Origin of the sequence: Streptomyces sp. NRRL B-24484 (genome assembly GCF_000717715.1) — a bacterium.
Lineage (GTDB): Bacteria > Actinomycetota > Actinomycetes > Streptomycetales > Streptomycetaceae > Kitasatospora.
In genome coordinates this window covers 113,703-127,642 of the sequence record NZ_JOAI01000008.1, presented here as the reverse complement: position 1 = coordinate 127,642, position 13,940 = coordinate 113,703, and the positions used below count along the sequence as shown (strand labels likewise).

The 13,940-nt window shown below is 72.4% G+C and carries 12 protein-coding genes; 8 read left to right on the top strand and 4 right to left on the bottom strand.

The genetic code is table 11. The features are described from left to right. Positions 1-134: 134 nt before the first annotated feature. Together IE98_RS0110005 and IE98_RS0110000 are read left to right on the top strand one after the other, a co-directional pair. On the top strand, positions 135-575 hold the full coding sequence (locus IE98_RS0110005; protein ID WP_234443482.1) for a MerR family transcriptional regulator: 441 nt from the start codon (positions 135-137) through the stop codon (positions 573-575). After that, positions 572-1,576 carry an aldo/keto reductase gene (locus IE98_RS0110000; protein ID WP_030267550.1) on the top strand — a complete coding sequence of 335 codons (1,005 nt, stop codon included), beginning with the start codon at positions 572-574 and terminating at the stop codon, positions 1,574-1,576. Before IE98_RS0110005 ends, IE98_RS0110000 begins: the two co-directional genes overlap by 4 nt. Positions 1,577-1,608: 32 nt before the next feature. Here IE98_RS0110000 and IE98_RS0109995 read toward each other — a convergent pair whose 3' ends face one another. The 3 genes from IE98_RS0109995 to IE98_RS0109985 all read right to left on the bottom strand — a co-directional run bounded on the left by IE98_RS0109995 (position 1,609) and on the right by IE98_RS0109985 (position 4,034). After that, complete coding sequence (locus IE98_RS0109995) at positions 1,609-2,790, bottom strand: alpha/beta hydrolase (protein ID WP_030267547.1); 1,182 nt, start codon at positions 2,788-2,790, stop codon at positions 1,609-1,611. Between the two features lie 153 nt (positions 2,791-2,943). After that, positions 2,944-3,294, bottom strand: coding sequence for an MmcQ/YjbR family DNA-binding protein (locus tag IE98_RS0109990; protein ID WP_030267545.1), 351 nt, complete (start codon positions 3,292-3,294; stop codon positions 2,944-2,946). A gap of 50 nt (positions 3,295-3,344) precedes the next feature. After that, complete coding sequence (locus IE98_RS0109985; protein WP_052390354.1) at positions 3,345-4,034, bottom strand: TetR/AcrR family transcriptional regulator; 690 nt, start codon at positions 4,032-4,034, stop codon at positions 3,345-3,347. Positions 4,035-4,270: 236 nt separating this feature from the next. Between IE98_RS0109985 and IE98_RS0109980 the strand changes: the two genes are divergently transcribed. Next, entirely contained in the window at positions 4,271-5,881 is a 1,611-nt protein-coding gene (locus tag IE98_RS0109980) for an MFS transporter (protein ID WP_030267534.1), read from the top strand. 199 nt (positions 5,882-6,080) lie between these two features. Then, a complete protein-coding gene (locus IE98_RS0109975) occupies positions 6,081-7,856 on the top strand; it encodes a serine/threonine-protein kinase (protein WP_052390353.1) in 1,776 nt (591 codons plus the stop codon). A 66-nt stretch (positions 7,857-7,922) separates the two neighbouring features. Here the strand turns inward: IE98_RS0109975 and aceE are convergent, their stop codons facing one another. Continuing rightward, complete coding sequence (gene aceE / locus IE98_RS0109970) at positions 7,923-10,673, bottom strand: pyruvate dehydrogenase (acetyl-transferring), homodimeric type (protein WP_030267531.1); 2,751 nt, start codon at positions 10,671-10,673, stop codon at positions 7,923-7,925. Between the two features lie 522 nt (positions 10,674-11,195). Between aceE and IE98_RS0109965 the strand changes: the two genes are divergently transcribed. The 4 genes from IE98_RS0109965 to IE98_RS0109950 all read left to right on the top strand — a co-directional run bounded on the left by IE98_RS0109965 (position 11,196) and on the right by IE98_RS0109950 (position 13,896). Beyond that, entirely contained in the window at positions 11,196-11,633 is a 438-nt protein-coding gene (locus IE98_RS0109965; protein WP_030267527.1) for a DUF3052 domain-containing protein, read from the top strand. 233 nt (positions 11,634-11,866) lie between these two features. Beyond that, positions 11,867-12,325 (top strand): peroxiredoxin, encoded by a 459-nt coding sequence (locus IE98_RS0109960; RefSeq protein WP_030267523.1) that lies wholly within the window; start codon positions 11,867-11,869, stop codon positions 12,323-12,325. Positions 12,326-12,506: 181 nt separating this feature from the next. Then, positions 12,507-13,082 (top strand): TerD family protein, encoded by a 576-nt coding sequence (locus tag IE98_RS0109955; RefSeq protein ID WP_030267520.1) that lies wholly within the window; start codon positions 12,507-12,509, stop codon positions 13,080-13,082. A 238-nt stretch (positions 13,083-13,320) separates the two neighbouring features. Continuing rightward, positions 13,321-13,896: a TerD family protein gene (locus tag IE98_RS0109950; RefSeq protein ID WP_030267519.1), complete on the top strand. Its 576-nt coding sequence runs from the start codon at positions 13,321-13,323 to the stop codon at positions 13,894-13,896. Positions 13,897-13,940: the final 44 nt, after the last annotated feature.

Here is a 13,940-nt window from a genome sequence, read left to right as displayed (position 1 = left end):
GAGTGCACTCCAACTCAGTAGCGTCGTAGCCGTCGCCGACCACCGAGGAGGCCTCCGTGACACCGCCCGTCCGCTCCGCGCCCGTTCTCGCCGATCCGCTCGCCTGCACGCACGAGGACGAGCCGGCCGAGTCCGTGCGCAGCGAGTGGCACACGATCAGCGAGGTCTCCGCGACCACCGGCCTGACCGCGCACACCCTGCGCTGGTACGAGCGGATCGGCCTGCTCGACCCGGTCGACCGCTCGCACTCGGGACAGCGCCGCTACAACGGGGCCGACCTGGACCGGCTGGCCTTCCTGGGCCGGCTGCGGCTGACCGGGATGCCGGTGGCGGACATGCTGCGCTACGTGGAGCTGGTCCGGGAAGGCGACCACACCGTGGGCGAGCGGCACGACATCCTCGTCGCGCAGCGCGAGGAGGTCCGGCAGCGGATCGCCGATCTGCACGCCACGCTCGCCGTGCTCGACTACAAGATCGACATCTATTCGTCCAGCCTCCCCGGCGACGGCGCGACCGGCCCCTCGGCCGGCGCCGCTGCCGCGGACGCGCCCGGCAGGAAGCAGAAGAGCGCATGACCCTCCCCACCGCACCGCTCGGCACCAACGGCCCGATCGTCGGCATCCAGGGCCTCGGCTGCATGGGAATGAGCGAGTTCTACGGCCCGACCGACACCGAGGAGGCGCTGGCCACCCTCGACGCCGCGCTCGACCTGGGCGTCACCCTGTTCGACACCGCCGACATCTACGGCTCCGGCCGCAACGAGGAGCTGGTCGGCCCCTTCGTCCGCGCCAACCGCGACCGCGTGGTGCTGGCGACCAAGTTCGCCATCGAGCGCCGCGCCGACGACCCGACGCACCGGGGCGTCCGGAACGACCCGGCGTACATCCGCAGCGCGGTCGACGCCTCGCTGCAGCGGCTCGGCATCGACGTGATCGACCTCTACTACATGCACCGCCGCGACCCGCAGGTGCCGCTGGCCGAGTCGGTGGGCGCGATGGCCGAACTGGTGCAGGCCGGCAAGGTCCGCCACCTCGGGCTCTCCGAGGTCACCGGCGACGAGCTGCGCGAGGCGTACGCGGTGCACCCGATCGCCGCGCTGCAGTCCGAGTGGTCGATCTTCTCGCGGGACGTCGAGCGGACGGCGGTGCCCGCCGCCGCCGAGCTCGGGGTCGCCTTCGTGCCGTACTCGCCGCTCGGCCGCGGCTTCCTGACCGGCGCGTTCACCGCCGCCGAGCAGCTGAGCGCCGACGACTACCGGCGCTACCACCCGCAGTTCTCGGGTGCCAACGCGGAGGGCAACGCGGCCCTGGTGGCGCCGATCCAGAAGATCGCCGCGGAGCGCGGCGCCACCGCGGCGCAGGTCGCGCTGGCCTGGGTGCACCAGCGGGCCGAGGTGCACGGCCTGACGGTGGTGCCGATCCCGGGCACCCGCAAGCGCACCCGGCTCGCCGAGAACGCGGCGGCGGCCGAGCTGCGGCTGACCGCGCGGGAGCTCGCCGAGCTGGAGCCGATCGCGGGCCTGGTGGCGGGCAACCGGTACGCCGACATGTCCTCGACCTCGGCCGGCCGCGAGTAGTCCGGTGCCGGGGACGTCACCCGCCGCCCGGCCTAGGGCTGGCGGCGGGTGACGTCCCCGTAGTCGCCGAGGGCGATGGCGCCGAAGTTGTGCAGGCTCTGGGTGTTGTCCGCGAAGTAGCCGGTGTGGCCGTTGGAGCCCTGCGAGGACACCTCGACGGCGCCGAACTCCTGCGTCGTCGGGTCCGCGCCGTGGCCGAAGCCGCCGAACTCCAGGTACGGGACGTTGCCGATCCAGTCGGTGGGGTTGCGGGTCGCCCAGACCCGCACGCCCGGGCCGAGCTCGGCCGCGGTCTGCACGCCCATGCCCGGGCTGCCGAAGACCACCACGTCGGCCGGGCCGGAGCCGTGGATCGAGGGGGCGGCGGTACCGCAGACCACCGAGCCGTAGGAGTGGCAGAACAGCGTGGGCCGGGCGGAGGCGCTGCCGGTCTCCCGCAGCCCGGCCAGCAGCCGCAGCAGCCGCGGCGCCGCGGCCTCGGCGAGCCGCGAGGTGACGGCGTCCGGGCCGAGCCCCGAGGGGGTGACGTAACCGGTCCAGGCGATCACGGCGGTGCGGCTGCCGGGGGACTGCCGGTGCTCCTCGGCGAGCAGGGCACGGGCCATGCCGGTCACCGAGCGCAACGGGTCGGTGGTCTGGTCGAAGTGCGCGAGGTCCGCGTCCGAGCCGGGCACCAGCACGGAGATCCGGTCGGCGGTGGTGAGGTCGCCGTACGCCTCGCTGACCAGTCCGCGGCCGCGCGGGTCGAAGGCGAGGATCTGCCGACCCGGCTTGAGCAACCGCTCGGTGTCGTCGGCGCGGACGGCGGCCGCCGCGCGCTCGACCGGGGTGAGGCGGTCGTCGGCGGCGCGCTCCCGGGCCCGCTCGACCTCCTCGCGCACCGCGAGGCGGTTGGCGCGGTAGCGCAGGGCCACCGGTACGCCGTCGAGGTTGCCCACGACCAGCGGGTACACCTCGACGAGGCGGTCCTGCTCGGCCTCGGTCAGCCCGGCGAAGAAGGCCGCGACGGCCGGGGCGTCCGAGGTGGCGGGGTCGGGCATGGCGCGGCCGATCGACTCGTCCTCGACCCAGGCGGCGCTGCCGGCCGGCGGGGTGGTGATCGCCACCTGTTCGTTGGAGGCGGCGGCCTGGGCCGCGGCCGCTCCGGCGTCCAGCAGGACGGCGGAGGCGGCGAAGGCGCCTATCAGCATGCGCTTGACCCGCCTGCGCTGCATGGGCGTACTCTCCCTCGGGCCGGTGACCGTGACAGCGGGCGTGGCCCGACGGTGGTACGAATGCTGTGCCAGCCAGGGTAGAACGCCCGAGCTGGGGGTGAGCAGAGTCTAAACCGTGGGATGGGTCACACAGGAGAGGGACCTGGCGTGGCGTCAGGTTGCCCGTTCGGCGTCGAACGTCCGGACCGGCCGCTTGGGTGCGGTGCTCCGCCGGGCCTCGGTGACCGGCTCGCGCAGCTCGTCCGCCCCGACCCCGCCGAGTTCGACCGGCACCCGGCCGTGCCGACCCACGTACGGTGCCACAGCATACGTGTCCGGGGCGGCCGGGAGTAGCGCCGCCTGCTCCTGCTCGGAGGCCTTGACGCAGACCCGGCCGGATTCGGGGGTGCCCATGGCGAAGATCTTCTCGCCGACCCGCAGGGTCACCTCGGTCTCCCGGGTCGGCCGCTCGGTCGCCGAGGGCAGGGCGGGGCCCATCTCCAGGAACTGATCGAACGTCACCATGCCCGAAGCCCGGAGGTGCGGGGTGGCGCAGCTCGGGGTGTCGTGGCTCCTCAGCCGCGCCAGGGGCCGGCGAGGGCGGGGCCGAGCTGGTCGAGGTGGCGCTCGATGATGGCGATCATGCCGTCGGGGCCGGCCGCGTGGGCGGCGGTGTCGGCCGTCCAGGACAGGTGGGAGACCCGGATGACGGCGCCGAAGGCGGCGGCGAGCACCCGCGGGCGGACGTCGGCTGCGGGGTCGAGGCCCTCGCGCTCGGCGAGGATCGCGGTGACCACGCCCTCCTGCTCGATGGTCCGCCGCAGGTGGGCGGCGAGCAGCACCGGGGTGGACTCGATGAGGTCGATCAGCTCCAGCGCGGCCTGCACGCCGCCGGGCCCGCTGCCCTCGTCGCGGCTCATCACCTGCCAGGTCCGGGTGATGGAGGCCCGCATCGCCTGCAGCGGCGTCTCTTCGGCGGGCCGGCGCCGCAGGCACTCGACGAAGTAGTCCTCGGCGTCCGCGAGGACGGCCAGCGCGACCTCCTCCTTGTTGGCGAAGTACCGGAAGAACGTGCGCTGCGAGACGTCCACGCCGGCGGCGATCTCGTCGACGGTGGTGCGGGCGTACCCCTGCCGGAGGAAGAGGTCGTGGGCGGCCGCCACCAGGGAGTCCCGGGTGCGCTGCTTCTTCCGCTCGCGCAGTCCGAGGACCCGGCAGTCGGAGGCCGGCTGTCCGGTGCGGGAGGGGGTGAGCGGCAGGGCCATGCAGGGCGCCTTTCCTGGCAGAGCGGGACGGATACCACGATAGCGGCTCTGACATATGACAGTGCCAGACGTACGGCAGGAATTGCCGAATGTCAGCAGCTGCCATAATGTTCCCGCGAGTGGCGCCGCGCGGCCGGACAGCCGTGGGGACGGGTGGGCCCGCGGCGCCACGGCACGAGCGCCACCCGCGCCACGAGCGCCCCGTCATCCCTCGTCCGATCGCCCCGGAGGGCAGCATGAGTTCGTCCGTCGTCAAGACCGGGAAGGCGGACGCGCCGCCGCGGTCCGCCGGCACCCCGCCGACCGGCCGGGGCCTGCAGGGCCACCCCTGGCTGACCCTGCTCACCGTCGCGGTCGGCGTGATGATGGTGGCCCTCGACGGCACCGTCGTCGCCATCGCCAACCCGGCCATCCAGGCCGACCTCGGCGCCTCGCCCGCCGACATCCAGTGGGTGACCAGCGGCTACCTGCTGGCGCTGGCGGTCTTCCTGATCACCGCCGGCAAGATCGGCGACCGGTTCGGCCACAAGTCGACCTTCCTGGTGGGTGCGGCCGGCTTCGCCGCCACCTCCGCCGCGATCGGCTTCGCCGGCAGCATCCGGACCGTCATCCTGTTCCGCGTGCTGCAGGGCCTGTTCGGCGCGCTGCTGCAGCCCGCCGCGCTCGGCCTGCTGCGCGGCGCCTTCCCGGCCGAGAAGCTCAACATGGCGATCGGCATCTGGGGCGGCGTGATCGGCGCCTCCACCGCGGCCGGCCCGATCGTCGGCGGCCTGCTGGTCGAGCACGTCAACTGGGAGTCGGTCTTCTTCATCAACATCCCGGTCGGCCTGATCGCCCTGGCGCTCGGCCTCTGGATCCTGCGCGACGTGAAGACCGAGAACGCCGCGAAGTCCTTCGACGTCCCCGGCATCGTGCTGCTCTCCGGGGCGATGTTCATGCTGGTCTGGGGCATCATCAAGGCCCCGGTCTGGGGCTGGGGCGACCCGGCGACCCTGGTCTTCCTGGGCGGCGCCGTCCTCGCCATGATCGTCTTCGCCTTCTGGCAGACGAAGGCGAAGGAGCCGCTGATCCCGCTCAGCCTGTTCCGCTCGGTGCCGCTGTCGGCCGGCACCCTGCTCATGGTGCTGATGGCCTTCGCCTTCTTCGGCGGCGTCTTCTTCGTCACCTTCTACCTGCAGAACGTGCACGGCATGGCCCCGGTCGACGCCGGCGTCCACCTGCTGCCGATGACCGGCATGATGATCGTCGGCGCCCCGGTGGCCGGTGCCGCGATCGGCAAGCTCGGCCCGCGCATCCCGATCGTCGCCGGCATGCTCTTCACCACCGCGGCCATGCTCGGCATGTCGACCCTCTCCACCGACTCCGGCACCGGCGTGATGTCGCTCTGGTTCGTGCTGATGGGCCTGGGCCTGAGCCCCGTCATGGTCGGCGCCACCGAGGTGATCGTCGGCAACGCCCCGCTGGAGCTCTCCGGCGTGGCCGGCGGCCTGCAGCAGGCCGCGATGCAGGTCGGCGGCAGCCTCGGCACCGCGGTGCTCGGCGCCGTGATGGCCTCCAAGGTCACCGACGTGCTGCCGCAGAACTGGGCGAAGGCCGGCCTGCCGCCCGTCCGGGGCGCCCAGGCCGAGGGCCTCAACCAGGCCGCCCAGCTCGGCATCGCCCCGCCCGCCCCGGCCGGCACCCCGCAGCAGGCGGTGGACGCGATGGCGAACGCCGTCCACACCTCCTTCGTCAGCGGCATGTCGCTCGCCTTCGTGGTCGCCGCCGTGGTGGCGCTCGCCGCCGCCGGCCTCGGCCTGCTCACCAAGCGCGGCGCCAACGACGCCGGTCCGGCCGTCCACATCTGACGCCCGCGCACCTCGGCGCAGCACACCGCGCACCACCCCCTCGCACCCGGCCGGGAGTCCGCTCCCGGCCGGGTGCGCTGCGTCGCCGTCCCGCCGCTCCCGGTCGCCGGGCCGGGGCACCGGGCCCAGACTGGGAGCCGGGCGGGGCCGTCCGGCCGGAGCGGCGGGACGGATTTCGGACGGGGCACAGGGGACGGCGATGGACCCAGCGGACGGCGGCGGGCCCCCGGCGGACGGCGGGGCGGACGAACCGAACGGCAGGCACGCCCCGGACGACGCGCACGCCCCGGACGACGCCGACGGCCGGCTGCTCGCCGGGCGCTACCGGCTCGGGCGGCGGCTCGGCCGCGGCGGCATGGGCACGGTCTGGGTGGCCCGGGACGACAAGCTCGCCCGCCGGGTCGCGGTCAAGGAACTGAGCGTCTCCGGCCTGCCCGAGGAGGACCTCGCCGCCGTCCGGGCGCGGATGGAGCAGGAGGCCCGCGCGGCCGCGATGCTCAAGCACCCCGGCGTGATCACCGTGTACGACGTGCTGGAGGAGGCCGGCCGGCCGTGGATCGTCATGGAGCTGATCGACGGCCGCTCGCTCGCCGAGGTCGTCGCCGAGGAGGGCACCCTGCTGCCCAAGGACGCCGCCCGGATCGGCGAGCAGGTGCTCGCCGCCCTCGACGAGGCGCACCGCAACGGCGTGCTGCACCGCGACGTCAAGCCCGCCAACGTCCTGCTGGAGCGCGGCGGCCGGGCCGTCCTCACCGACTTCGGCATCGCCGTGCTGGCCGGCGCCCCCGGCCTGACCCGCACCGGCGACATCGTCGGCTCGCCCGACTACGTGGCCCCGGAACGGGTGACCGGCCACCGGCCCGGCCCCGAGTCCGACCTCTGGTCGCTCGGAGCGACGCTGTACGCGGCGGTCGAGGGGCAGTCGCCGTTCCACCGGACGACCACCATGAGCACCCTGCAGGCGGTGGTCGCCGACCCGCTGCCGGAGCCCCGCAACGCCGGCCCGCTGGCGCCCGTGCTGGAGGCGCTGCTCCGCAAGGACCCGGCCGAGCGGCCCACCGCGCCCGAGGCGCTGGCGATGCTGCACGAGCTCGCGGGCAGCCGGCCGCGGGCCGTCCACCCGCCCACCGAGCGGTCCACCCCGGTGCTGGGCCTGCCCACCGCGGCGACCCCGCCGACCCCGGTCGCCGTCCCGGCAATCCTGTCCGCCGTCCCGCCGCCCGGGGAGCCGGCCGCCGGTGAACCGCCGCCCCCCGTGGACGGCGCCGAGGGGCGGCGCGGCCGTCGCCGGACCCGGCTGATCGCCGCCGGCGTGCTGCTGGCGGCGCTGCTGGCCGGCGGCGTGGCCTTCGCCCTGCTCGGCGGCTCGGACAAGACCGGCGGCTCCTCGGCCGCGGGCACGTCGACGGCCACCGCGCCGACCCCGACGCCCAGCCCCACGCCCAGCCCCACGCCGAGCCCGAGCCCGACGCCGACCCCGACGCCCAGCCCGACGCCCAGCCCGACGCCCACGCCGAGCCCGACCCCGCCCGGCACCCCGGCCCCGGCTGGCTTCCGCTGGAGCGACGACCCGGCAGGCTTCCGGGTGGCCGTGCCGCAGGGCTGGACCCGCAGCGAGACCGGCGGCCAGATCGACTACTCCCCGGACGGCGGCCTGCACCTGCTGCGCTTCGGGGTCGCGCCGGGCGCGGCCCGGTCGCCCGAGTCGCACTTCCTGGAGCTGGAGCAGACCGTCTCCGCCCAGCCCGACTACACCCGGATCGTCCTGCAGCCGAACGTCTACCAGGGCCGCGAGGGCGCGCTCTGGGAGTTCACCTCCACCGACCGGCAGGGCAACCCGCGGCACGCGGTCGACCAGGCGTTCATCGCCCCGAACGGCACCGAGTACGCGATCTACGCGGCCTCGCCCGAGGAGGACTGGACGCTCACCAGCCAGCAGTTCTCGACCGTCCTCAACTCCTTCACCGTGGCCTGAGCCGGGAACGCCGGAGGGCCGGCCACCCCCTGCGGGGCGGCCGGCCCTCCGGACCGGATCAGCGGATCAGGCGTCGCCGCCGGCGGCGCCCGGGTCGGCCGAGGCCACGTCGAGCAGCTGGTAGCGGTCGATCGCGGACTTCAGCACGCTGCGCTCGACCTTGCCCTGCTTGGCGAGCTCGGTGAGCACCGCGAGGACCACCGACTGCGCGTCGATGTGGAAGAAGCGACGGGCCGCACCACGGGTGTCGGCGAAGCCGAAGCCGTCCGCACCCAGCGACTGCCAGGTGCCCGGCACCCAGCGCGAGATCTGGTCCGGCACCGCGCGCATCCAGTCGGACACGGCGACGAACGGGCCCTCGGCGCCCTGGAGCTTGGCGGTCACGTACGGGACGCGCTGCGGCTCCTCCGGGTGGAGCAGGTTGAACTCCTCCGCCTCGACGGCGTCGCGGCGCAGCTCGTTCCACGAGGTCGCGGACCACACGTCGGCCTTGACGTTCCACTCCTCGGCGAGGATGCGCTGGGCCTCCAGGGCCCACGGCACGGCCACGCCGGAGGCGAGGATCTGCGCCGGGATCGCGCCGGCCTCGCCGCCCTTGAGCCGGTACAGGCCCTTGAGGATGCCGTCGGTGTCGACGCCCTCGGGCTCGGCCGGCATCCTGATGGGCTCGTTGTACACGGTGAGGTAGTAGAAGACGTCCTCGCCCTGCGGGTGCTCCGCGCTGCTGCCGTACATCCGGCGCAGACCGTCCTGCACGATGTGCGCGATCTCGTAGCCGTACGCCGGGTCGTACGCGACGACGCCGGGGTTGGTCGAGGCCAGCAGGTGCGAGTGGCCGTCGGCGTGCTGCAGGCCCTCACCGGTCAGCGTGGTGCGGCCGGCGGTGGCACCGAGCACGAAGCCGCGCGCCAGCTGGTCCGCCATCTGCCAGAACTGGTCACCGGTGCGCTGGAACCCGAACATCGAGTAGAAGACGTACACCGGGATCAGCGGCTCGCCGTGCGTCGCGTAGGACGAGCCGGCGGCGATCAGCGAGGCGGTGCAGCCCGCCTCGGAGATGCCGTCGTGCAGCATCTGGCCGGTCGGGGACTCCTTGTACGCCAGGAGCAGCTCGCGGTCGACCGACTCGTAGGTCTGGCCGAGCGGGTTGTAGATCTTGGCGGACGGGAAGAGCGAGTCCATGCCGAAGGTGCGGTACTCGTCGGGCGCGATCGGCACGAAGCGGTTGCCGATGCCCTTGTCCCGCATGAGGTCCTTGAGCAGCCGGACGAACGCCATGGTGGTGGCGATGGTCTGGTTGCCGGAGCCCTTCTTGACCGCCTTGTACGCGTCGTCGCCGGGCAGTTCCAGCTTGCGCGGGCGGACCTTGCGGGTCGGCACGTAGCCGCCGAGCTCGCGCCGGCGGTCGTGCATGTACTGGATCTCCTCCGAGTCGCGACCCGGGTGGTAGTAGGGCGCGTAGCCCTCGTCCAGCTGCTTGTCGGTGATCGGCAGGTGCAGGCGGTCGCGGAAGCGCTTCAGGTCCTCGACCGTCAGCTTCTTCATCTGGTGCGTCGCGTTGCGGCCCTCGAAGTTCGGGCCGAGCGTCCAGCCCTTGACCGTCTGGGCGAGGATGACCGTCGGCTGGCCCTTGTGCTCGCGGGCGGCCTTGAACGCGGCGTAGACCTTGCGGTGGTCGTGGCCGCCGCGGCCCAGGTGCTGGATCTCGTGGTCGGACATGTTCTCGACCATGGCGCGCAGGCGCAGGTCGCCGCCGAAGAAGTGCTCGCGGATGTACGAGCCGGTCTCGGTGGCGTAGGTCTGGAACTGGCCGTCCACCGTGGTGTTCAGCTTGTTCACCAGGACGCCGTCGCGGTCCTGCGCGAGCAGCGGGTCCCAGCTGCGGTCCCAGACCAGCTTGATCACGTTCCAGCCGGCGCCGCGGAACTGCGACTCCAGCTCCTGGATGATCTTGCCGTTGCCGCGGACCGGGCCGTCGAGGCGCTGCAGGTTGCAGTTGACCACGAAGGTCAGGTTGTCCAGGCCCTCGCGCGCCGCGAGCGACAGCTGGCCGAGCGACTCGGGCTCGTCCATCTCGCCGTCGCCGAGGAAGGCGTAGACGTGGCTGTCCGAGGTGTCCTTGATGCCGCGGTGCTCCAGGTACCGGTTCATCCGGGCCTGGTAGATCGCGCCGAGCGGGCCGAGGCCCATCGAGACGGTCGGGAACTCCCAGAAGTCCGGCATCAGCCGCGGGTGCGGGTAGCTGGAGAGGCCGTAGGGGGCCTTCGACTTCTCCTGGCGGAACGCGTCGAGCTGCTGCTCGGTCAGTCGGTCCAGCAGGAAGGCGCGGGCGTAGATGCCGGGGGAGGCGTGGCCCTGGAAGAAGATCTGGTCGCCGGACTCGCCCTCGGCGTCCTTGCCGCGGAAGAAGTAGTTGAAGCCCACGTCGTACAGCGACGCGGAGGAGGCGAAGGTGGCGATGTGGCCGCCGACGCCGATGCCCGGGCGCTGCGCCCGGGAGACCATCACGGCCGCGTTCCAGCGGGTCGCGTTGAGGATCTTGCGCTCGATCTCCTCGTTGCCGGGGAAGAACGGCTCGTCCTTGGTCGCGATGGTGTTGACGTAGTCCGTGCTGCGCATCTCGGGCACGGCGACACGCTTCTCACGGGCGCGCTCGATCAGGCGGAGCATCAGGTAGCGGGCGCGCTCACGCCCCCGCTCGTCGATGGCCGCGTCGAGCGACTCCAGCCATTCCGCGGTCTCCTCGGGATCGAAGTCCGGGACCTGACTCGGAAGGCCGCCAATGATGATCGGGTTGCGATCGGATCCGGAAGCCACGCTGTTCCTTCACTGTCGGTCGAAACTGAGGTGTGTCGCGCCGCCTCCATCGTGTACCGCGACTCGGAGATCCGTCATCTCTACCGATCGGTAACCGTTCCGCCTGGTGGGCGGGCCGGTCGGGGGGTGGTGCGGGGGGCGTCGTCGCCCGTCCTGCGCACCCCCGGTTGTGGTGTTACGAAGAGGTGGTCCGACCTGGGTCCCTCCCGCCCGGAAGGGCGGTCGGGCTGAGGGCCAACAGGAGACTCTACGCCCGCCGGAGCAGTGACCCCGAATGCCGTTCGCATCTCGGGCAGGTGTACGGCCGGTGCTGGACCTGGACCAGGGGGCGAAGCATGATTGGTCGGGGCAGAAAAGGGCAAACGGGTGTGATTCGCGACACATCACTCGGCGTGTCCCCCTTCCCCACGTCAACCTTTGGGTGGGATCGGGTGTCGGGTACTTGCGCGAACCGCCGCGCACGTGTGGACTACGCCCACAGCCTCGGCATGGACGCCGAGCCGAATACTGGAGGTTATTCCCGTGAGCGCGACCGCGGACCCCGCGGACAAGTCCAACCCGGCAGCTCGTCTCGGCTTCGAAGAGGGCCAGATCATCCAGGAGCTCGGGTACGACGAAGACAGTGACCAGGAGCTCCGCGAGGGCATCGAGTCCATCACTGGCAGCGATCTCGTCGACGAGGACTACGACGACGTCGCCGACGGCGTCCTGCTGTGGCACCGCGAGGAGGACGGGGATCTCACCGACGCCCTCGTCGACGCGCTGGAGTACCTCGCCGAGGGCGGTCTGATCTGGCTGCTGACGCCCAAGACCGGCCGTGACGGCCACGTCGAGGCGCACGAGATCGCCGACGCCGCCAAGACGGCCGGCCTGTCGCAGACCAGCTCGGTCGCGATCGCCAAGGACTGGGCCGGCACCCGCCTGGCCACCCCGAAGGCCGCGCGCTCCGGGAAGCGCTGACCTACGGAAGACCGCGAAGGGCCCCGCTGGAGAATCCTCCAGCGGGGCCCTTCGGCGTGCCGCGCCACGTTGTGCCCGCCGCCGGTGCGGATGTTCACCGAGGGCGGAACCATGGGGCCGGGCCTCCGCCCATCTCACCCGAACGGCCGAAAGCACCCGGACGGATGCGAGGATGCCCCTGTCCCGAGGTCGCGCTCCGCGGCCGCGGCACCACGACGAGGAAGGTCCCATCCATGGCCATCGAGGTCGGCACCCAGGCTCCGGACTTCGAGCTCAAGAACCAGCACGGCGAGCTCGTGAAGCTCTCCGACTTCCGGGGCGAGAAGAACGTCGTCCTGGTCTTCTACCCGTTCGCCTTCACCGGTGTCTGCACCGGCGAGGTGTGCGCGATCCAGAAGGAGCTGCCGCGCCTGCAGAACGACGACGTGCAGGTGCTGGCGGTCTCCAACGACTCGCCGTTCACCCTCCGCGTCTTCGCCGACCAGGAGGGGCTGGACTACCCGCTGCTGTCCGACTTCTGGCCGCACGGCGAGGTCTCCCGCGCCTACGGCGTCTTCGCCGAGGACAAGGGCTGCGCGGTGCGCGGCACCTTCGTGATCGACAAGGCCGGCGCCGTCCGCTGGTCCGTGGTCAACGGGCTGCCGGACGCCCGCGACGAGCAGGAGTACCTGGCCGCGCTCGGCGCGCTCTGAGCCGTGGGCCCCGGCCCGGCGCGTTCGGACGGTTGTCCGACGCGCCGGGTTCTCCTGGCGGACCGGTGGGGAACCCGGCACTACGATCGGGCCGTTGGCAGGACGGGCACCCCGCACGGGGCGGCCCGGACCCGCACCACCGGGGGCACCGGCACGTGCCTCCCGCACCTTTGGAGGACTAGTGGGTGTCAGCCTGAGCAAGGGCGGCAACGTCTCCCTGACCAAGGAGGCCCCGGGCCTGACGGCCGTCATCGTCGGCCTCGGCTGGGACGTCCGCACCACCACCGGCACCGATTTCGACCTGGACGCCAGCGCCCTGCTCTGCACCGACCAGGGCAAGGTCCGCTCCGACGCCGACTTCGTCTTCTTCAACAACCTGACCAGCCAGGACGGCTCGGTCGAGCACACCGGCGACAACCTCACCGGTGAGGGCGAGGGCGACGACGAGCAGATCAAGGTCAACCTGGCCGGCGTCCCGGCCGAGGTCGCCAAGATCGTCTTCCCGGTGTCGATCTACGACGCCGAGAACCGCCAGCAGAACTTCGGCCAGGTGCGCAACGCCTTCATCCGCGTGATCAACCAGGCCGGCGGCGCCGAGATCGCCCGCTACGACCTCTCCGAGGACGCCTCCACCGAGACCGCGATGGTCTTCGGCGAGCTCTACCGCAACGGCGCGGAGTGGAAGTTCCGCGCGATCGGCCAGGGCTACGCCTCCGGCCTGCGCGGCATCGCGCAGGACTTCGGCGTGAACGTCTGACCGCGTCGGCGGCTGCATACTCTTGGCCGGGGCCGGTACGGGTGCACACCCGTACCGGCCCCGGCCGCTGCGTGTCCGCGGCGGTGCGGTCAGGTAGTTCAGGAAGTTCAGGCCGGTGCGCGGGATCGTGCGACGGTGCGGGGGCGTAGATCTGGGGTACGTCCCGTCGTGCCGGTCGCAGGCCGGTGCCGGCCCGGCAGAGAGGCCCCGGGGACGGGGGGACTGGGAGGAAATCCAGATGAGTGTCACGCTGGCCAAGGGCGGCAACGTCTCGCTGACCAAGGCCGCGCCCAACCTGACGCAGGTGCAGATCGGACTGGGCTGGGACGCCCGTTCGACCACCGGCGCGCCGTTCGACCTGGACGCCAGTGCGCTGCTCTGCGCCGGCGGCCGGGTGCTCGGCGACGAGTACTTCGTCTTCTACAACAACCTGCGCAGCCCCGAGGGTTCGGTCGAGCACCAGGGCGACAACCTCACCGGTGACGGCGACGGGGACGACGAGGTCGTGCAGGTCAACCTCGACCTGGTGCCCGTCCAGGTCGACAAGGTGGTCTTCGCGGTGTCGATCTACGACGCCGAGGCCCGGATCCAGAACTTCGGCCAGGTGTCCAACGCCTACATCCGCGTGGTCAACCTGACCGACGGGCGCGAGATCGCCCGCTACGACCTCACCGAGGACGCGTCCACGGAGACCGCAATGATCTTCGGCGAGCTCTACCGCTACCAGGGCGAATGGAAGTTCCGCGCCGTCGGCCAGGGCTACGCTTCGGGCCTGCGCGGCATCGCCCTGGATTTCGGCGTAAACGTCCAGTAAAGTCCGCCGCCGAAAACCCGCCCGTGGACATGAATTCGAAAGGT